The sequence below is a fragment of the Finegoldia magna genome, assembly GCF_002243175.1.
Classification (GTDB): domain Bacteria; phylum Bacillota; class Clostridia; order Tissierellales; family Peptoniphilaceae; genus Finegoldia; species Finegoldia magna_J.
This window is the reverse complement of sequence record NZ_NDYF01000007.1, coordinates 20,870-38,946: the sequence shown is the minus strand read 5'-3', so window position 1 is coordinate 38,946 and position 18,077 is coordinate 20,870. Positions and strand designations below refer to the sequence as shown.

At 32.3% G+C, this 18,077-nt stretch carries 25 protein-coding genes and 2 other annotated features; of the genes, 1 reads left to right on the top strand and 24 read right to left on the bottom strand.

Annotated features, from left to right (window positions below):
- Window positions 1-170: 170 nt before the first annotated feature.
- From B9N53_RS02000 to mgtE, 6 genes are all read right to left on the bottom strand, one after another.
- Window positions 171-1,556: an aminopeptidase gene (locus B9N53_RS02000; protein WP_094203469.1), complete on the bottom strand. Its 1,386-nt coding sequence runs from the start codon at window positions 1,554-1,556 to the stop codon at window positions 171-173.
- Between the two features lie 4 nt (window positions 1,557-1,560).
- Window positions 1,561-2,346: a glutamate racemase gene (gene murI, locus B9N53_RS01995; protein ID WP_094203468.1), complete on the bottom strand. Its 786-nt coding sequence runs from the start codon at window positions 2,344-2,346 to the stop codon at window positions 1,561-1,563.
- A complete protein-coding gene (ispE, locus tag B9N53_RS01990) occupies window positions 2,321-3,154 on the bottom strand; it encodes a 4-(cytidine 5'-diphospho)-2-C-methyl-D-erythritol kinase (protein WP_094203467.1) in 834 nt (277 codons plus the stop codon). The genes murI and ispE overlap by 26 nt, the downstream gene beginning before the upstream one ends.
- Window positions 3,144-3,410, bottom strand: a complete 267-nt coding sequence (locus B9N53_RS01985) for a glutaredoxin domain-containing protein (RefSeq protein WP_094203466.1) — start codon at window positions 3,408-3,410, stop codon at window positions 3,144-3,146. The genes ispE and B9N53_RS01985 overlap by 11 nt, the downstream gene beginning before the upstream one ends.
- A gap of 77 nt (window positions 3,411-3,487) precedes the next feature.
- Entirely contained in the window at window positions 3,488-3,727 is a 240-nt protein-coding gene (locus tag B9N53_RS01980) for a Veg family protein (protein WP_002835303.1), read from the bottom strand.
- A 125-nt stretch (window positions 3,728-3,852) separates the two neighbouring features.
- The gene (gene mgtE, locus B9N53_RS01975) at window positions 3,853-5,220 is read right to left on the bottom strand and encodes a magnesium transporter (RefSeq protein ID WP_094203465.1); all 1,368 of its coding nucleotides are present in this window, start codon (window positions 5,218-5,220) and stop codon (window positions 3,853-3,855) included.
- Between the two features lie 121 nt (window positions 5,221-5,341).
- On the opposite strand from mgtE, the gene B9N53_RS01970 reads away from it, so the two are divergent.
- The gene (locus B9N53_RS01970; RefSeq protein ID WP_002835305.1) at window positions 5,342-5,530 is read left to right on the top strand and encodes a DUF1858 domain-containing protein; all 189 of its coding nucleotides are present in this window, start codon (window positions 5,342-5,344) and stop codon (window positions 5,528-5,530) included.
- Window positions 5,531-5,603: 73 nt separating this feature from the next.
- Here the strand turns inward: B9N53_RS01970 and B9N53_RS01965 are convergent, their stop codons facing one another.
- The 18 genes from B9N53_RS01965 to ylqF all read right to left on the bottom strand — a co-directional run bounded on the left by B9N53_RS01965 (window position 5,604) and on the right by ylqF (window position 18,030).
- Window positions 5,604-5,834 (bottom strand): glutaredoxin family protein, encoded by a 231-nt coding sequence (locus B9N53_RS01965; protein ID WP_002838618.1) that lies wholly within the window; start codon window positions 5,832-5,834, stop codon window positions 5,604-5,606.
- A gap of 52 nt (window positions 5,835-5,886) precedes the next feature.
- Window positions 5,887-6,738, bottom strand: a complete 852-nt coding sequence (gene rsmA / locus B9N53_RS01960; RefSeq protein WP_094203464.1) for a 16S rRNA (adenine(1518)-N(6)/adenine(1519)-N(6))-dimethyltransferase RsmA — start codon at window positions 6,736-6,738, stop codon at window positions 5,887-5,889.
- Complete coding sequence (gene rnmV / locus B9N53_RS01955) at window positions 6,735-7,259, bottom strand: ribonuclease M5 (RefSeq protein ID WP_094203463.1); 525 nt, start codon at window positions 7,257-7,259, stop codon at window positions 6,735-6,737. Before rnmV ends, rsmA begins: the two co-directional genes overlap by 4 nt.
- A gap of 3 nt (window positions 7,260-7,262) precedes the next feature.
- Entirely contained in the window at window positions 7,263-8,030 is a 768-nt protein-coding gene (locus B9N53_RS01950) for a TatD family hydrolase (protein WP_094203462.1), read from the bottom strand.
- Window positions 8,030-10,027: a methionine--tRNA ligase gene (metG, locus tag B9N53_RS01945; RefSeq protein ID WP_094203461.1), complete on the bottom strand. Its 1,998-nt coding sequence runs from the start codon at window positions 10,025-10,027 to the stop codon at window positions 8,030-8,032. Before metG ends, B9N53_RS01950 begins: the two co-directional genes overlap by 1 nt.
- 63 nt (window positions 10,028-10,090) lie before the next feature.
- Window positions 10,091-10,328: a binding site (T-box leader), on the bottom strand.
- A 93-nt stretch (window positions 10,329-10,421) separates the two neighbouring features.
- The gene (gene rplL, locus B9N53_RS01940; protein ID WP_002835312.1) at window positions 10,422-10,793 is read right to left on the bottom strand and encodes a 50S ribosomal protein L7/L12; all 372 of its coding nucleotides are present in this window, start codon (window positions 10,791-10,793) and stop codon (window positions 10,422-10,424) included.
- Window positions 10,794-10,822: 29 nt separating this feature from the next.
- Window positions 10,823-11,365, bottom strand: coding sequence for a 50S ribosomal protein L10 (gene rplJ / locus B9N53_RS01935; RefSeq protein WP_002835313.1), 543 nt, complete (start codon window positions 11,363-11,365; stop codon window positions 10,823-10,825).
- A 20-nt stretch (window positions 11,366-11,385) separates the two neighbouring features.
- Window positions 11,386-11,510: a sequence feature (ribosomal protein L10 leader region), on the bottom strand.
- A gap of 43 nt (window positions 11,511-11,553) precedes the next feature.
- A complete protein-coding gene (locus B9N53_RS01930; RefSeq protein WP_002835314.1) occupies window positions 11,554-12,699 on the bottom strand; it encodes an AI-2E family transporter in 1,146 nt (381 codons plus the stop codon).
- A 59-nt stretch (window positions 12,700-12,758) separates the two neighbouring features.
- Entirely contained in the window at window positions 12,759-13,460 is a 702-nt protein-coding gene (gene rplA / locus B9N53_RS01925) for a 50S ribosomal protein L1 (protein ID WP_002835315.1), read from the bottom strand.
- Between the two features lie 38 nt (window positions 13,461-13,498).
- Window positions 13,499-13,924 (bottom strand): 50S ribosomal protein L11, encoded by a 426-nt coding sequence (gene rplK, locus B9N53_RS01920; protein ID WP_002835316.1) that lies wholly within the window; start codon window positions 13,922-13,924, stop codon window positions 13,499-13,501.
- 88 nt (window positions 13,925-14,012) lie between these two features.
- Window positions 14,013-14,594, bottom strand: coding sequence for a transcription termination/antitermination protein NusG (gene nusG / locus B9N53_RS01915; protein WP_002838609.1), 582 nt, complete (start codon window positions 14,592-14,594; stop codon window positions 14,013-14,015).
- Window positions 14,595-14,612: 18 nt separating this feature from the next.
- Entirely contained in the window at window positions 14,613-14,831 is a 219-nt protein-coding gene (secE, locus tag B9N53_RS01910; RefSeq protein ID WP_002835318.1) for a preprotein translocase subunit SecE, read from the bottom strand.
- 9 nt (window positions 14,832-14,840) lie between these two features.
- A complete protein-coding gene (gene rpmG, locus B9N53_RS01905) occupies window positions 14,841-14,990 on the bottom strand; it encodes a 50S ribosomal protein L33 (RefSeq protein ID WP_002835319.1) in 150 nt (49 codons plus the stop codon).
- Between the two features lie 76 nt (window positions 14,991-15,066).
- The gene (gene efp, locus B9N53_RS01900) at window positions 15,067-15,624 is read right to left on the bottom strand and encodes an elongation factor P (protein ID WP_094203460.1); all 558 of its coding nucleotides are present in this window, start codon (window positions 15,622-15,624) and stop codon (window positions 15,067-15,069) included.
- 57 nt (window positions 15,625-15,681) lie between these two features.
- Window positions 15,682-16,170 carry a MogA/MoaB family molybdenum cofactor biosynthesis protein gene (locus tag B9N53_RS01895; protein ID WP_094203459.1) on the bottom strand — a complete coding sequence of 163 codons (489 nt, stop codon included), beginning with the start codon at window positions 16,168-16,170 and terminating at the stop codon, window positions 15,682-15,684.
- Window positions 16,171-16,240: 70 nt separating this feature from the next.
- Window positions 16,241-16,588, bottom strand: a complete 348-nt coding sequence (locus B9N53_RS01890) for a YraN family protein (protein WP_192867301.1) — start codon at window positions 16,586-16,588, stop codon at window positions 16,241-16,243.
- Complete coding sequence (locus B9N53_RS01885) at window positions 16,563-17,186, bottom strand: ribonuclease HII (protein ID WP_094203458.1); 624 nt, start codon at window positions 17,184-17,186, stop codon at window positions 16,563-16,565. Before B9N53_RS01885 ends, B9N53_RS01890 begins: the two co-directional genes overlap by 26 nt.
- Window positions 17,173-18,030 (bottom strand): ribosome biogenesis GTPase YlqF, encoded by an 858-nt coding sequence (gene ylqF / locus B9N53_RS01880; protein WP_094203457.1) that lies wholly within the window; start codon window positions 18,028-18,030, stop codon window positions 17,173-17,175. The genes B9N53_RS01885 and ylqF overlap by 14 nt, the downstream gene beginning before the upstream one ends.
- Between the last annotated feature and the right edge of the window lie 47 nt (window positions 18,031-18,077).

Below are 18,077 nucleotides of genomic sequence, written 5' to 3'. Positions count from 1 at the left end.
AGTTTACTATCATCATTTCATTTTGTCAAGTGTTTTGTAAAACTTTTTTTATTTCTGTTTTACATGCATTACTTTCTTTTGAGTAATTTAAAAAGCACTTAACTCAAAGTGCTTTTATATAATATCAGTATAAAAGCTAAATGTCAAGTGCTTTATAAGTTTACTTTATTTTATTTTAAGAATGCGTGGTATGCTTTGCTTGTCATGTAGCAGTCAGCTTTTGATAATAATTCTACTGGTGCATGCATTGATAGCATAGCTGTTCCGATGTCAACTACTTCTGCTCCTTGGTTTGCAAGTATGAAGGCTATTGTTCCTCCACCACCTTGGTCTATTTTACCAAGTTCAGTTGTTTGCCACATTACTTTTTCTTCTTTGAATAGTTGTCTTAATTCGTTTAAGAATTCTGGGTTTGCATCATTTGAACTGAATTTTCCACCGTGTCCTGTGAATTTTGCTAATGAAATTCCACATCCGCTTAATGCTGTGTTAGAATCTTCTGTTGCATCAGCATACAATGGATCAATAGCTGCAGTAACGTCTGCTGATAATACTTTTGAATTAGCCATGATTCTTCTCATTGTTAAATCACTGTAATTTTCATGTTGATTATTAGCTATTTCTGCAATCATATTTCCCATGTATGGTGCGTTCATTGATGTATTACCAACTGAACCTATTTCTTCTTTATCTACGAATAAAGCTACTGCTGTTCTCTTAGGATTTTCAACTTTAAGAATTGCTTCTAATGTTGCATAAGCACAAACTCTGTCGTCGTGACCGTGAGATGCAATCATTGCTCCGTCAAATCCAACGTCTCTTGCTTTAGTAGCTGGTACAATTTCTAATTCTGCTACTTGGAAATCAGATTCTGTTATTCCATATTTTTCATTCAAATATTTTAATATACATTTTTTGATTGGGTTTTCTTTTTCATCTTTGAAGTTATAGCTATCATGACCTGCTATTATGGCTAATTTTTCACCTTCGATTGCCGCTCCCAATGTTTTTGAGTTCAAATCTTTAGACAAGTGAGCTAATAATTCAGTGATGTAGAATACTGGTTCGTCTTCTTTTTCACCGATTTTGATTTCAACTTTTTTGCCTTCATTTGTGAAGATTACTCCGTGCATTGCCAATGGGATTGTAGTCCATTGATGTTTTTTGATTCCACCATAGTAATGTGTCTTCATCATTAAGATGTTTTTATCTTCTGAAAACGGCACGGCCCTAACATCTAATCTTGGACAATCTAAGTGTGAACCAACTATGTTAAGTCCTTCGTTTATATCATCACCAATAACAACTAACACGCATGATTTGTCCTTATTGTTAATATAAATTTTGTCGCCTTTTTTGATTTGTCCTTTTAAAGCTTCATTCAATTCAACAAACCCGTGTTCTTTTGCTTGATTAACTATAAATTCTGTAGCTTCTCTTTCAGTTTTGCAACTATCTAAGAAGTTTTTGTATCTTTCACCATAAGCGTAGATTTCGTCGTGTTCTTTTTCATCTACAACTTCCCAGATACTTTTCTTTTCGTAATTCAATTCCATAAAATCACTCCATTTCTGTAACTTTTTCTATAGGTTCTCCTATAATTTTAGATCCATTGATTTTAAAATCAGATGGATTTTTTGTGACAAAATATTTTGTGTCACATTTATTTTGATAGCTCCCACAAATCTCGTAAACATCTTCACTTAGAGAATCTGCAGGATCTACAAATTTAATATTTTCTCCTGTATATTGTTTAAGGTATTCAATTAAAATCGGATAATGTGTACAACCCAAAATGATAGTGTCTGCTCCAAAATCTACGATAGGTTTCAGATATTCTTCTACTTTTTCTACAATCTTATCCTTATCTTTGCAGTCTTCTTCTACAAAACTTACAAAATCAAAACACGCAGACTGACAAACTTCAACGCCTTTTTGTTCTAATAACTTTTTATATAAACCATTATCCACGGTAGCTTTTGTCGCTATTACTCCTACTTTTTTATTAGAGGTAGTTTTTATCGCAGACTTTACCCCGTATTCAACAACTCCAATTATATCAAAGTTTGCAATTGATTTCATATAGTCCAACGCAATTGATGTCAACGTATTACAAGCTACTACAAGTAAATCTATCTGTTGTTCATTGAAAAACCTCACAATATTTTCAGAAATCATTAGCATTTGGTCTCTGGTTTTGGAGCCATAAGGAACATTCGCACTGTCAGCAAAATAAATATACTCCTTGTCGGACATTAGCTTCTTAACTTTTTTGAATACTGTAAGTCCGCCCAAACCAGAATCCACGAATCCTATTTTGTTATAAGGTTTTTGTTTTAAATACATACTTATATTTGTCCTTTAATTTATTGTAGCAATTTTCATAGTATTGTGTGTTTTCGAAAATACCAAAAACAGTTGGTCCCGAACCGCTCATCAAAGACAAATTCGCTCCCAAATCATTCAACTGTTCTTTTATAATAGAGATTTCTTCAACTAACTTTTCCGATACACTTTCCATCGTGTTGAACGCTACCTTATAAAAAGTTTCGTAATCACGACTATCAATAGCAACGGAAACTTTACCCAATCCACCATTTGACTCTTTCAAATTATCATACACATCTTTTGAAGATATGCTCATTCCATTATTTACAATTATTATGTTTTTATTAGAAAAATCAGACAATCTGACAAACTCATTTCCTATCCCTGTTGCTCTGACACATTTTTTGTTCGTAAAATAAAAAGTGTCCGCTCCTGTTAGTCTACAAATTTCTTTGATTTCTTGATCAGAAAGATTAAGTGACAAATCATCATTCACATACATTAAAAACTCACATGCATTGGAACTTCCTCCAGCAAGTCCTGCTGATATGGGGATTTGTTTGTCTACAAATACATCATAACCACAGTTAATGTCCCTGAACTTTTTTAAATTCTCAAGTATTTTATAGATCAAATTAGTTTCATCAGTTGGAAAATCAGGATTATTGGAGCTCAAATTTAATTCATTAGTATTATTACGATTTATATCCATAATATCATGAAGATCAATCAGATTCATAATCGTATCGATATTATGATATCCATCTTCCCTTAAACCAAGAACATCCAATGACAGATTTATCTTGGCATAACTATTAATTTTCATCAAACACTCTTAAATCTTCTAATTTTTCAAAAAATACTATCTTTTTGCCATCAGTTATCATAGGAACTCCAACCTTGTTGTCCTTAACAATTGATTCAAATTCTTTTCTATTATCTCTATAAGTAAAAAATTCTTTGAGATTTTTCATAGAATCTGTAATATTAATTTCTTCATAATCGATATCGGCTTTTTTTAAAATTTCGATTGCGTCTACACAATCTGGGCATTTTTCTGACATATATAATTTCAACTTCATAATACACCTCTATTAATAAATTATACTATTGTTTAAATGTTAAATCAAACTAAAAAAAACGACCTTTCGGTCGTTTTTTAACATAATTCTAACTTTACTGTTGATGTAAGTATATCTGAGTAAGTATATGATATTGTTCTTTCTGAATCATATTCGTTAGTTATTTTTATTGTAAATAAACTTGGGAACACTTGGCTGATAGTTCCTTTGTTAGTTACAATTTTATTTCGTCCTTTATCTGCCTCGACAATAACATCTTTTCCAATATTACTTCGCACCTGACTTCTAATCATGTTCAAATCGTTAATTTCCTTCACGTTATTCCTCCTAACAGATCGTCGTTAGTAGTATTATATCACTCTATCACTCTAAAGTCAAATTAAATAAAATATTTTACAGTAATATTAAAAATATGTCAATAGTTTTTGCTAATTTTTTCTAGTTAGATTCCCAAAGCAATATGTGCCATTTCAAAATAAATTAACAAACTCAACGCGTCGACAATTGTAGTAATCAATGGTCCTGCCATAATCGCTGGATCTAATTTTAATTTTTTGGCAATAATCGGCAACATTCCACCGATTAATTTCGCAGTCACGATTGTAAATATCAAAGTCAAAGATACAACCAATCCGATAGGAACTGAAACTTTATCTACAACCATAGTTTTTATGAAACAAACGACACTCATAACAACTGAAACTATAAGGGCGACTCTAAATTCTTTAAAAAATACTTTTAGCCAATCTTTTGTGCTGATTTCTCCAGTAGCAAGTCCACGTATAATAAGTGTCGATGATTGCGATCCCGAGTTTCCGCCCGTATCCATTATCATTGGAATAAATGCTGTAAGTATTATCGCTTGTCCCAATAATGATTCGTAGTGAGTCATTATTGAACCTGTAAATGTAGCTGAAATCATCAGTATCAAAAGCCAAGCAATACGCTTTTTCGCCAAATTGAACACGCTTTGATCCAAATAGTCGTCTTCGTCCGGACTCATACCTGCCATGATTTGGAAGTCTTCTGTAGCCTCTTGTTCCATAACTTCCATGATATCGTCAACTGTTATAATACCTGTAAGTCTTTTTTCATTATCAACGACCGGAAGAACAACGAATCCGTATTTTTTGAACACATCTGCTACTGTTTCTTGGTCATCGTCAGTGTGAACGTAAATAACATCTTCGTCCATCAAGTCTTCAATCAACGTTTCTGGTTCATTCGTTACGATTGTTCTCAAAGAAACAAAACCAAGTAGTGTTTTCTTTTCGTTTGTTACGAAACATGTATAGACGGTCTGCTTGTCAACCCCTGTTTTCTTAATAACTTCAAGAGCTTTCCTTACAGTATAATAAGATCTCAATTCAATATATTCTATTGTCATCAAAGATCCCGCTGAATCTTCTGGATAATTTAAGAATTGATTAATCAAATTTCTTTCGCTTTTGTCGGTATGTCTTAGAACTTTTTTCACAATTCCCGCTGGCATTTCTTCGATTAAGTCAATCATATCGTCAAAATATAGTTCGTCTACTATGAATTTAACTTCTTTATCACTGAATGCTTCCAAAAGCCTTGTTCGATGATCCTTTTCCATATGAGAAAACACATCGATACAATCATCTTTGTTCAATAACCTGAACACAAGCATTGCGCTTTTTAAATCCAATGATTCAATATAATCTGTAATATCTACCGGGTTGTATTTTTGAATTTGATTTTTAAGTTTTAAATAATCTTTGTCTTCTAGATATTTGTTGAGTAAATCCATATCTATTTCATGACGTTCAAATTTTTCATCCATCATATTCCTCACCACCTATATTTCTATTTCATATTAAATTATAACATAGATACGAAATATTTTTACTTGAATGAACTGAAAGCTTATATTATAATAAGAATATAAATGATGAAAGGGTGATTTTATGGAAATTACTAAAGATATGTTAATCGGAGATATTATTAGAAACAATCCAGATTCTGTAGAAGTTTTATTCAGAAACGGATTATCTTGTATAGGTTGTCCAGCCAGCCAAATGGAAAGCTTAGAAGAAGCTTGTATGGTTCACGGACTAGATGTAAATTATCTTTTAGAACAATTAAACCAAAACTAAAAATATACCCGCTAATTAAAGCGGGTTTTTACATAAAAAAACTACCTGTCGATTGACAAGTAGTTTTTGTTTTTTATAATCCTAAAGCTTCTTTTAATTTAGCTTGATCAAATCCAACTATTTCTTCGTCGCCTATGATCGTAACAGGCACACCCATGTGACCTTTTTTCATAAGTTCTTTTCTAGCTTCTTGATCTTGTGATATATTTTTTTCTGTATATTTTACGTTGTTTTCGTCCATATAATCTTTTGCAGCGTGGCAATATTGACATCCATCACTTGTATAAATTACTACGTCTTTCATAAAAATACCTCCTTAAAAGTCTGTATTTTATATATACCCTTATTTGAAAATCCTAATCAATATTGTTCAACTTCTTTACAATATTTTTGTAATCTTCCAATGACAAATTCTCAGCTCTCAAATTCTCTTTTAAACCTATCTCTTGAAGAATTGACTTTAATTTCTCCTTATCAACATTCACAAACCCACTAGTAAAACTGTTTACTATGGTTTTTCTCCTTTTGCTAAAACCCGATCTGATTAATTGACGAAGCAATTCTTGGTCGATGTCTTCATCTAATTTTTTAAGCTTCATATTTACAACAGCACTGTCTACTTTTGGTTGTGGCATGAACACAGTTTTAGGAGCATTCAGTATTATTTTCGCATCGCTATTTTGTTTTACAAACAAACTCAATGATGCGTAATCCTTGCTTCCCACATCAGCTACCATTCTATTAGCCACTTCTTTTTGAACCATAACAGTGATTGATTCAATAATGTCTCTGTAATTGAACAAATGCTCAATAATTGGAGTTGTGATGTAGTAAGGAAGATTCGCAACCACTTTAAACTTTTTATCTCCACGATTAAGTTCGTTCAAATCTACCTTCAACACATCTTCGTTTATTATTTGAAAATTATCTCTATCTCCAACAGTGTATTTCAAAACATCCATAAGTCTTGAATCTATTTCAATCGAATACAAAAACTTGCATTTGTCGACAAGTCTTTCGGTTAATGTTCCAAAACCAGGGCCAATCTCAATAACGTAATCATCTTCTGCGATATCAGAATAGTCGATAATATTTTCAATCAAATTACCATCTATTAGAAAATTTTGACCCAAAGCTTTTGAGAACTTAAATCCAAATTTGTCCAATATTTCTTTAATATAAGAAGGTTGGTGTAGTCTATAACTCATCTATTAATAGCCTCCTCTAATTTTTCTCTTGAAATATTGTAATTATTAAGCATTCTAAGAAAAGATTTCGCATTGCCGTAACCTATATTTAAAATTTTACCGACTTTTATTCTAAGCGATTTGGATCCTTCGCCTACTAATCCATAGTAAATCATATCATCCATTGTGTATTCATTCTTAGAATCAATCATTGACGGATGAGCGTTTTCTATGGCTATTTTGATATCTTCTTCCTTTGCATTTTCAATTCCGATGTCCTCATCTTTAATACACAAATCTTGTGCTATAAATGCATTTTTTGCGTTCGGAATAAAATCATTAATTCTTTTTCTAATTTTATTTCCAGCATAGTCTGGATCCGTTAGAATTATTATTCCTCTATTTTGGTCGATTTTTTTGAGTCTTTTGAGTAATTTATCGCTAAAATAAATCCCGCCAGTGCAAATCACTTCACAATCTAATGCTCTTTTGACTCTTTGCTCATCGTCTCTTCCTTCGACAACTATTATTTCTTTTATCATAATTTACCATCCAAAAATATCATCGGCATTGTTGCAAATGATTTGTGCCGCTTCTTTTTCCGACATTTTTTTCAACAAACTAACTTCTTGTAACACCAAATTCACATATTTTGGTTCATTTCTTTTCCCACGATATGGATGAGGAGTCAAGTATGGTGAATCTGTTTCTACCAAAATTTTATCAATAGGTAGTTTTTCACAAGTTTCCTTGACATTTCTTGCATTCTTAAATGTAACAACTCCACTAAATGAAATATAATATCCCAAATCAATAAATTTCATTGCCATTTCATAGCTTCCAGAATAAGAGTGCATTATTCCTCTTACATTTGGATATTTCTTCAAGATATCATATGTGTCTTGTATTGCATCTCTCGTGTGAATAATTACAGGCAAATTTTTCCTTTCGGCGATTTGCATTTGCTTCTCAAATAGATATTTTTGCTTGTCCTTGTCGTGTTCATAATGGTAGTCCAGCCCAATTTCTCCAATTGCTTTGCATTTTGGATTATCAGACAACTCTTCTATCCTAGAAATATCTTTATCCGTAAATCTGCTATCTTCTTCAGGGTGAATCCCCACAGCATTGTATAAGAAATCATACTTTTCAGACAATTCAATGGCTTTAATGGAGTTTTCAACATTGTCACTTGGAAGCATTGCTTTTACAACAGAATTGGATTGTAGGTTTTCGATAATTTTTTCCCTATCAAAATCAAATTTCTCATCTGTCAAGTGACAATGTGTATCGTATATTACATATTTTCCCATTAAGATACAGTCGCTCCATCTTCAAATTCTGAGTCAAGTAAACTTGCCATAGTCAATTTATCGCCCTTACTTGCTGCAAGAAGCATACCTTGAGATTCTACTCCTCTCAATTTTACAGGCTTCAAATTGTACACGACAATAACCTTTTTGCCTATCAAATCATCTGGTTCGTACCAGTTTTTAATACCAGAAACTATTTGTCTTGTTTCTTCTCCGATTTTAACCTTGAAAACCAAAAGTTTATCGGCATCTGGATGTTGATTTGCTTCTACAATTTGTCCAACTCTCAAATCAAGCTTGTCAAAATCATCTATAGTTATTTCTTCTTTTTTCTTAGCTTTCTTTGATTTTTTCTTAGATTCTTTAGGAGCTTCTTCGTTATTGTCTCTTAATTCAGAAACTTTCTTACCAGTTCTTTCTTCGATTAATTTGTCGTTAACTTCGTTCAATCGTTCAGTTTCTTTCTTGATGTCTAATCTATTGAACAAGTTTTCTCCTCTTTGAACCTTAGTTCCAGCGATAGTTTTACCGAACACTTTTCCATCTTCCCATTTGATTTCAGAAAGACCGATTTGTTCTTTGATTTTGTTGCTAGTTTCTGTGATAAATGGAGAAGTTAATATACAAATAACTCTTATCGCATCCATCAAATTATACAAAACAGTTTTCAATCTTTCTGGATCTTCTTTAATCAAAATCCAAGGAGTAGTTTCATCAATATATTTATTAGCCCTTCTAACAACTTTCCAAATTTCTTCTAGTGCATTTGAAAAATCAAGTTCTTCTAATAACTCTTCAACTTTTCCTTGGCATTCTTCGACTACAGATATTAAACTCTTGTCAATATCGTTGTTGTCATTTGGTTGTGGAATAACACCATCAAAATATTTTTCAACCATTGATACTGATCTACTTACAAGATTGCCCAAATCATTTACCAAATCTGAATTGAATCTGTTCATAAATCTTTCTGTCGTAAAATTACCATCATTACCAAAAGTAAAATCTCTTAAAATGTAGTATTTCAAAGCATCTACACCGTACAAATCAATGATTGGTTCTGGATAATATACATTTCCCTTTGATTTACTCATCTTATCTTCATTGAACAAAATCCATCCATGAGCGAAAACTCTCTTTGGCAATGGCAAATCCAACGCCATCAACAACGCCGGCCAAATAATCGTGTGGAATCTTACAATTTCTTTTCCAACTAAGTGAATATCGCATGGCCAGAATTTATTGAATAATTCTTCATCTTGTCCATATCCAATCCCTGTCAAGTAACAGCTAAGCGCATCAATCCACACGTAGATTATATGTTTATCGTCAAATGGAACCTTAACTCCCCAGTCAAAACTTGTACGAGATACTGATAAATCTTCCAATTCCCCACTTAAAAAGTTATTAACCATTTCGTTCTTACGAGATTCTGGCTTTAAGAAATCCGGATTATCCTTGTACAATTGTAAAATCCTGTCTTTATATTTTGATAATCTGAAAAAGTACGATTCTTCTTCGTGATAGTGAACATCACGTCCACAATCTGGACACTTTCCATCCTTTAGTTGTGATTCTGTCCAGAAAGCTTCACAATCTACACAATAATGTCCCTTATAAGTAGATTTGTAAATATCTCCCTTATCATATAATTTTTGGAAAATTTCTTGAACATTTTTTTCGTGAGCCTTGTCTGTACTTCTAACAAAACTATCTATATCTATGTCAAGTTTCTTCCACAAATCCTTAGCGCTTTGTACAATTGGGTCGATATAATTTAATGGATTATCACCCATGTTCTTTTCTTTTGCTTTTTCGTATAACTTTTGACCGTGTTCATCTGTACCTGTAGTCAAAAACACATCATAGCCTTGGATTTTTTTGAACTTTTTCAAAGTATCCGCAATAATTGTCGTATAAGTATGACCTAAATGTAAGTTACTACTTGGATAATAAATCGGCGTAGTGATGTAATATGATTTCTTTTCTTCTGACATAATTTCCCTCCTAAATAAATAAAACTACAATAAAATAAAAAATCCCTTATATGACATACATCATATAAGGGCGAAAATCCGCGTTACCACCTTAATTTTAGAATATAAAATATTCTCTCATTGTTTGGCACATTAATGCCTAGCATTTGATAACGGATGCTCCCGGAAAAATTTAAAAGCATATGCTATTCAACTTTTCAAACTCAAAGACCATATTCTGCAATAATCTAATATCTTATTCCACCAAACTAAGACTCTCTTTAAAAAAATTATTACATACTCATCTCATCATAGTCATTTTATCAATATATTTAAATAATATCATAATCAAATGATTTGTCAAGCAATTAAAAAAGAGAGGCTATTGTGCATAACCTCTCCATAAATTTATCGACTATTTTAATTCGATAGTAGCTCCAACTTCTTCAAGTTTAGCTTTTAATTCTTCAGCTTCTTCTTTAGAAGCGCCTTCTTTGATTGCTTTAGGAGCTTCGTCTACGATAGCTTTAGCATCTTTTAATCCTAAACCAGTTAAGTCTTTAACTGCTTTGATAACTTTCATTTTAGCGTCACCAGCTGATGCTAAGATTACATCAAATTCTGATTTTTCTTCTGCTGCTGCTCCGCCTGCTGCTGGTGCTGCACCTGCTACAGCTACAGGAGCTGCTGCTGATACTCCAAATTTTTCTTCTGCTTTTTCTACTAATTCATTTAATTCAAGAACAGTTAAGCCTTCAACTGCTTCTAAGATTTCATCTATTGACATTTTTTACCTCCAAATTTTATTTTAATTAATTATTCTTCTACTGTTTCAGTAGTTTCGTTTGATTCAGCTTCTTCTGAACCTTCAGCTTTTGATTTAGCAATAGCATCTGCTAAATATACAAATTTTGATACTGGAGCTTTGAAGCTTCCAAGCATTTTTGTAAGAAGAACTTCTCTTGAAGGGATAGATGCGATTTTCTTTACACCTTCAACATCTAAGAATTTGTCTCCTAAATAACCTGCTTTAATTTCTAAGTTTTCGTGATCTGCTGCGAATTCTTTAGCTATTCTAGCTGCAGCGATTGGATCATCCATACTGAATGCAACCGCGTTAGGACCAGATAAGTAATCTAAGAATCCATCAAATCCCAATTCTTTAAAAGCAAAATTCATCATTGTGTTTTTGTATACTTTGAATAATACATTTTCATTTCTGAATTTTTCTCTTAATTCTGTTGCTTCGCTAACATCTAATCCTCTATAATCAACGATAACCATTGATTTAGCATCATTAATGTGTCCTTTAATTTCATCAACAACAGCTTTCTTTTGATTTAAAACGTGTTCTTTCATTATTTCACCTCCATGAAAAAGGCTACACTAAAAAAGTCTTTCCATCCAAAGACAGAAAGACTGATAAACTCATATCTTATGCTCCTCTGTAGGATGATTAAACTTTAATAGTCCCTACTGTCTTCGGTAGCCCAAATTAATTACTTGATTATTATATCATATTCAATGAATATGTCAACACTTTTTTATTATTTTTCTTCAATAATACAGATGTTTTTATCTTTCAATTTCTTTTCCTTATATCTGTACAATAATTCATAGATTGTTGCAAAAATTGGAACGAAAATAAGCATACCAACAATACCGCTTAATGCCGCCCCTATGGTAACTGCTACAAGTACCCAAATAGATGGAAGCCCTACTGAAGACCCTACAATTCTAGGATAAGTTACATTGCCATCAAATTGTTGAAGCACAATTATGAAAATCACAAACATAATCGCTTTTGAAAAAGATTCGATTAAAATGATCAAAGCTCCTAGAGCAGCTCCTAGTATAGCTCCAACCAATGGAATCAATGCTCCAAAACCAATTAACACACTAACAGTTGCAGCATTTGGCATCTTCAACAAATACATTCCTATAAAGCACATAAATCCAAGCATAAATGCTTCGATAAATTGCCCTTTAAAGAACGAATAAAATTTTTCATAAGCAACTTTAAAGAACACAATAATTCTTTTTGCAGTTTTTCCACTGAAAAAAACATAAGTCAATTCTGTAAATTGTCTTCTCAAAGTTTCTTTTGAAAATAATAAATAAATAGCAAATGTGAACGACACTACAAAGCTAAGTACAACAGAAAACACTGTGCTAATTCCAAAAAACACATTGTTCAATATATCCAATCCATTTTTTGTTAAATAAGGTTTCAATTTTACAACCAAATCATGAGTGCTTGTGATAGCGTATGTGTCATAAATTTTATCCAATTGTTTTGCTATTTCAGGATATTTTCTTAGCTTTTCAACTAATACTGGAATCCCACGAATGAGCGACTTAATAGCTTCAAAAAAATTAGGAATTATAAGTATCACTACAAATGCTATTATCGCACTAACTATTACTAAACTTATTAACAGAGATATCGCCCTTTTTAGACCTGGTTTAGAAGTCCATTTTTTAAAAAGTTTATTCTCAATAAAATTCATAGGCATATTTAGGACAAACGCTAATGCAGCGCCAATAATAAATGGAGATATAATCGCCATAAAAGTGCTCAATGCATTACCTATTGATTTTCCATTGAACAAAAGATACGCCAAAATAACTGGAACAATTAGTATTATTATTCCTATTTGAATTTTCTTTTTATCTTCTTTTAATAATTTCATTTTTCCCTCTGTATTTAAGAAAAGCCACCTTAACGGTGGCTAATAAATTCTTATTTATATTATTCTTTTGCAAATTGTAATGGATTAACCTTGATTCCAGGGCCCATTGTTGAAGCAATTGTTAAAGATCTAATATATTTACCTTTTGATGAAGCTGGTTTTGCTTTCAATATTGCTTGCATTAATGCATTGATGTTTTCAGCAATTTTTTCTTCTCCAAAAGAAACTTTACCAACTGGAACGTGAATGATATTACTCTTATCAGTTCTGTATTCAACTTTACCAGCTTTGATTTCTTTGATTGCACTTGTAACATCCATAGTTACTGTACCAGCTTTAGGGTTTGGCATTAAACCTTGAGGTCCTAAGATTCTACCAATTCTACCTACAACTCCCATCATGTCTGGAGTAGCTACTGCAACATCAAATCCTAACCAACCTTCTTTTTGGATTTTTTCTGCTAAATCTTCTGCTCCTACAAAATCTGCTCCGGCAGCTTTTGCTTCTTCAGCTTTTTCACCTTTTGCAAATACAGCTACCTTTTGGTCTTTACCTGTACCATGAGGAAGTACGATAGTACCACGAACTTGTTGGTCAGCGTGTCTACTATCTACACCTAATTTTGCGTGTAATTCTACTGATTCGTCAAATTTAGCTTTAGCTGTTTCTACAACTAATTTGCTTGCTTCGTCTAATTTATATTCAACTGTTCTATCAATTAATTTTGCACTTTCTTGATATCTTTTACCTTTTTTTGCCATATAATCCTCCTTGTGGTTCTAACGAACTAAATCTCCCACTATTCTTCTACTGTAACTCCCATACTTCTTGCTGTACCTTTAATCATACTCATAGCAGATTCTAAGTTTGCTGCATTTAAGTCAGGCATTTTAATTTCAGCAATTTTCTTAACTTGTTCTTTAGTTAATTGTCCAACTTTAGTTTTATTAGGTTCTCCTGAAGCAGAATTTAATCCTAATTCTTTTTTAATAAGAACTGGTGCTGGTGGAGTCTTTGTTATAAATGTGAATGATCTGTCTTGGTATACAGTCATAACAACTGGAATAATCATTCCCATTTGGTCTTGAGTTTTTGCGTTAAACTCTTTTGTAAATTGCATTATATTAACACCGTGAGGTCCAAGTGCTGTACCTACTGGTGGTGCAGGTGTTGCTTTACCTGCAGGAATTTGTAACTTTACTATTGCTTGTACTTTTTTAGCCATATTAGTTCCTCCTTAAACTATTGTGGTTATCGGGGCTAACCTCCCACATCGATCTATATGAAATTAATTAAATAACTTATATTCAAATTTATATTTTTTCGATATCATCAAAGCTAATTTCAACAGATGTGTCTCTGCCGAACAAGGAAATTAAAACTTTACAGATAGCTTTTTCAGTATTTATTTCTTCAATAATACCTACTTGATCGCTAAACGCTCCAGAAACAATATTCACATTGTCTCCAACATTAACATCAATTTCTTTTTTAGAATAAGATTGATTTTTAAGAGCGAATTTTTGAATTTCCTTTTCACTAACTGCTACAGGCTTTGATTCTGGTCCTACAAATCCTGTAACACCTCTGGTATTTCTAACCAAATACCATGAGACATCGGTAATTGTCATCTTAACGAAAACATAACCGGGGAAGATCTTTCTTTCTTTTAACTTTTTAGCTCCACCGACCTCTGAAACATATTCTTCAGTAGGTACTACTACTTCAAATATATCGTCGATATAACCACGATTTTCTACCATTTTTTCAATATTAACTTTTACTTTACCTTCGTGTCCAGAGTAAGTATGCACTACATACCATTTGCCCTCTTTGGCACGTTCTTTAAAATCTTCAGTTGCATTTTCAATAAATGTGTTATTTTTTTCGGTCATTGTGGATACTGTTCCTTTCTAAATAAATAGTCCAATTAAACGTTGGAACACAGTATCTAATCCGTATACGATTAATGCAACTATAAAGGAAATTATAACTACTACTATTGAGTATTCTAAAGTTTCCTTTGGTGTCGGCCAGACAATTTTATTCCATTCAGTCTTCACGCCTTTTAAAAATCCTTGATTTTTTGGGGCTGATTTTTGATTAGAATTTTGCGCATTTTTCGCTGCCATAAGCTCCTCCTATCTTGTTTCCTTGTGTAGAGTGTGCTTTTTACAGAATTTACAATACTTGTTTGTTTCCACTCTATCAGGGTGAAGTTTTTTATTCTTTTTAGTAGTGTAATTTCTGCTCTTGCATTCAGTACATTCTAAAATTACTTTATCTCTCATATTAGACCTCCTCTATTAGTATGGACAAAATCCACCGTACTACTTTATCATAAACGCGTTGAAAAGTCAATAAACACTAAACTCTTGACAAATATTCTCCAGTTCTTGTATCTATTTTGATTTTATCTCCTTCATTTACAAATAAAGGTACGTTAACTGTAGCGCCTGTTTCTACAGTAGCTGGTTTTGTAGCTCCTGTTGCAGTGTTACCTTTAATACCAGGTTCTGTTTGAGTGATTTCTAACTCAACAAAGTTTGGTGGAGAAACTTGGAATGCTTTACCTTTGAAGAATTTGATTGTTGCCATATCATTTTCCTTTATGTAAAGAATAGCTTCTTCAACACTTGGTTTATCAATTGGTAATTGTTCATAAGATTCTGGGTCCATGAAATAATATAAAGTACCGTCGTTGTATAAGTATTGCATTTCTCTTGTTTCAATTCTAGCTTCTTCATATTTTTCGTTAGGATTGAAAGTCATGTCTCTGTTTGAACCAGTCATAACTGATCTGATTTTTGTTCTTACAAAAGCTGCACCTTTTCCTGGTTTAACGTGTTGGAAATCTATAATTTGCCATACATCTCCATCCATTTCAAAAGTTGTGCCTTTTCTAAAATCTCCTGCTTGTATCATATATACCTCCTACAATTATCTATCATATATTATACATTACTAATTAATTATGAACAACTATTTTCTCGCACATTCTGATGCATCGCCTTGTAAAATTTTCAAAGCGTGATCCAACGTATCAATTATATATTCCAAACTTTCCTCAACAGCCTTTGGACTACCTGGCATATTGATAATGAGTGAATTTTTTCTAATAACTGAAACAGCTCTTGAAAGCATTGCTCTTTTTGTAATCGTCATCGAATAATTTCTTATCGCTTCACTAATTCCCAAACAAAGTTTTTCTGAAACTTCTAATGTAGCTTCAGGAGTCACATCTCTTTTTGAAAATCCAGTTCCACCCGTAGTCAAAATCAACTCAATATTTTGATTGGAATATTCGATTAATTTTTCTTTTATAAGTTCTTTTTCATCTGCTACAATATCATATTTTTCTAATTTATAGCCGTTTTTTTCGATAATTTCTATAATCTTCTTACCGCTTAAATCTTCTCTTTTACCTTGAGAACCCTTGTCTGATACTGTAAGCACTGCTACCTTATACATATTAAAACCTCTTTGTCAATATATTTGCTTGACCTTGATATTATATAAAAATACTAGCCCATTGTCAATATTAAAATGCGTCAATATAGTGATTTAATTTGAAATTATCCAAGTAAATTTCTATCACATCAAATCTAGGCTGATATTCGTACAAATCATTTTTGTCGATATAAATTTCAGTAGTCTTTCTTATTCTGTCTTGTTTTCCCGAAGTTACAAAATCAGAAGGAGCTCCGAATTTATCATCAGTCCTTGCTTTTACTTCAACTATTACCAAAAAATTTTCGTAAGTGCAGACTATGTCCAGTTCCCCAATTCTCTCCGAATAATTTCTGTCAATTATTTCGTAACCTTTTTCAGATAAATATTCACAAGCGTAATCCTCGGCAAATTTACCTCGGTTTTTTTCCATTTTCATATAATTTCCTCAAAAAAGTTTTTCTGTGAAGTGGACACTCCCCATATTCAAGTATCATTTCCCTGTGAAATTTAGTTCCGTATCCCTTGTGCTTTTCAAAACCGTATTGCGGATAAATTACAGCCATATCCTTCATGTACTCATCTCTTATAACCTTCGCTACAATTGATGCGCAAGAAATCGGATATAATTTTTCATCGCCTTTAACATATGACATTTGTTTAATATCTGTGTCAATAATTTCTGCATCAATCACAATTAAATCAGGTTTTATGAATTTATTGTCCTTTGTTTTCAGACTTTCAACAGCTCTCTTCATGGATAATCTCGTAGCTTGTTTGATGTTGATTTCATCAATCACACCTTGATCCACAAAATTCACACTATATGCCAAGGCTTGATCCAAAATCATGTCCTTATATTTAATTCTCTTTTTTTCAGAAAGCTTTTTTGAATCAGTGACACCTTCTATTATTTCACAATTTTTGGGCATAATAATCGCACAAGTCACAACAGGACCTGCCAATGGTCCTCTTCCAACTTCATCTACACCACAAATTAATTCTTCTTCAAATTCGTTATAATCAATCGCAAACATCTTCTAATGAAATTCTTCCTAACTTTGTTTTTCTAAATTCATCGATAACTATTGATGAAACTTTAGAATAGTCAATATTTCTTCCTTTTAATAAACAGCCTCTTCTTATAGCAATATCATCCATTATTTCGATTGTTTCCTTGTTTTGTGTATCAACCGAATATCTTTTTTCTAAAATTTGTGGATCTATACTCATTAGTTTTTCAATGAGTTTGTACACTAAGTTTTCTTCATCCAAAATTTCGTCTTTGATAGCTCCAGTAAACGCCAAGTTTAGTCCAATTTCATTATCTTCAAATTTTGGCCACAAAACACCTGGTGTATCTAATAATTCCATCTTACCTTTTATTCTAATCCACTGATTAGTCCTTGTAACACCTGGAGTGTTTCCCGTTTTGGCAGATTGTCTGTTGGATAATTTGTTGATTATAGTAGATTTTCCAACATTTGGTATACCAACTATCATCATTCTAATAATTTCCGATTTGATGTTTTTGTCTTTTCTATTAGCAAGTACATCTTCTAAAATCTTTTTAGCTGTTGGCTCAATTTTATCCAAATTTTTACCGTTTTTACTATCGATTGGAAGTGCTGTTATATTTTTCTTGGCAAAATAATTTATCCAGTTTTGTGTTATTTTAGGATCTGCCATGTCCATCTTGTTCAATAAAATCAATTGCGGCTTGTCCTTTAAAATATCTTCTATAACTGGATTCATGGATGATCTTACAATTCTGCTATCCACTAGCACCAATACTATATCGACAAGTTTCATATTTTCTTTTATCTTGTCGATAGCTTTTTTCATATGCCCCGGATACCAGTTTATATTATTAATGTCCATGTTATTTCCTTTCCATCTAAAAAAAGTACTGAGAAATTCTCAGCACT

Coding starts and splice junctions, on each gene's coding strand:
- rsmA (WP_094203464.1), bottom strand. CDS start 6,738: ATGAGTTATAGACTACACCAACCTTCTTATATTAAAGAAATATTGGAC.
- B9N53_RS01930 (WP_002835314.1), bottom strand. CDS start 12,699: ATGAAATTATTAAAAGAAGATAAAAAGAAAATTCAAATAGGAATAATA.
- mgtE (WP_094203465.1), bottom strand. CDS start 5,220: ATGATGGATGAAAAATTTGAACGTCATGAAATAGATATGGATTTACTC.
- murI (WP_094203468.1), bottom strand. CDS start 2,346: ATGTATTTAAAACAAAAACCTTATAACAAAATAGGATTCGTGGATTCT.
- B9N53_RS01985 (WP_094203466.1), bottom strand. CDS start 3,410: ATGAAGTTGAAATTATATATGTCAGAAAAATGCCCAGATTGTGTAGAC.
- B9N53_RS01965 (WP_002838618.1), bottom strand. CDS start 5,834: ATGAAAGACGTAGTAATTTATACAAGTGATGGATGTCAATATTGCCAC.
- rpmG (WP_002835319.1), bottom strand. CDS start 14,990: ATGAGAGATAAAGTAATTTTAGAATGTACTGAATGCAAGAGCAGAAAT.
- B9N53_RS01950 (WP_094203462.1), bottom strand. CDS start 8,030: ATGGGAAAATATGTAATATACGATACACATTGTCACTTGACAGATGAG.
- nusG (WP_002838609.1), bottom strand. CDS start 14,594: ATGACCGAAAAAAATAACACATTTATTGAAAATGCAACTGAAGATTTT.
- rplL (WP_002835312.1), bottom strand. CDS start 10,793: ATGTCAATAGATGAAATCTTAGAAGCAGTTGAAGGCTTAACTGTTCTT.
- B9N53_RS01890 (WP_192867301.1), bottom strand. CDS start 16,588: ATGAAAATGGAAAAAAACCGAGGTAAATTTGCCGAGGATTACGCTTGT.
- ispE (WP_094203467.1), bottom strand. CDS start 3,154: ATGAAAATTAATAGTTATGCCAAGATAAATCTGTCATTGGATGTTCTT.
- rnmV (WP_094203463.1), bottom strand. CDS start 7,259: ATGATAAAAGAAATAATAGTTGTCGAAGGAAGAGACGATGAGCAAAGA.
- B9N53_RS01895 (WP_094203459.1), bottom strand. CDS start 16,170: ATGTATAAGGTAGCAGTGCTTACAGTATCAGACAAGGGTTCTCAAGGT.
- B9N53_RS02000 (WP_094203469.1), bottom strand. CDS start 1,556: ATGGAATTGAATTACGAAAAGAAAAGTATCTGGGAAGTTGTAGATGAA.
- rplA (WP_002835315.1), bottom strand. CDS start 13,460: ATGGCAAAAAAAGGTAAAAGATATCAAGAAAGTGCAAAATTAATTGAT.
- rplJ (WP_002835313.1), bottom strand. CDS start 11,365: ATGAAAGAACACGTTTTAAATCAAAAGAAAGCTGTTGTTGATGAAATT.
- ylqF (WP_094203457.1), bottom strand. CDS start 18,030: ATGGACATTAATAATATAAACTGGTATCCGGGGCATATGAAAAAAGCT.
- secE (WP_002835318.1), bottom strand. CDS start 14,831: ATGGCAGCGAAAAATGCGCAAAATTCTAATCAAAAATCAGCCCCAAAA.
- B9N53_RS01885 (WP_094203458.1), bottom strand. CDS start 17,186: ATGTTTGCGATTGATTATAACGAATTTGAAGAAGAATTAATTTGTGGT.
- efp (WP_094203460.1), bottom strand. CDS start 15,624: ATGATACAAGCAGGAGATTTTAGAAAAGGCACAACTTTTGAAATGGAT.
- metG (WP_094203461.1), bottom strand. CDS start 10,027: ATGTCAGAAGAAAAGAAATCATATTACATCACTACGCCGATTTATTAT.
- rplK (WP_002835316.1), bottom strand. CDS start 13,924: ATGGCTAAAAAAGTACAAGCAATAGTAAAGTTACAAATTCCTGCAGGT.
- B9N53_RS01970 (WP_002835305.1), top strand. CDS start 5,342: ATGGAAATTACTAAAGATATGTTAATCGGAGATATTATTAGAAACAAT.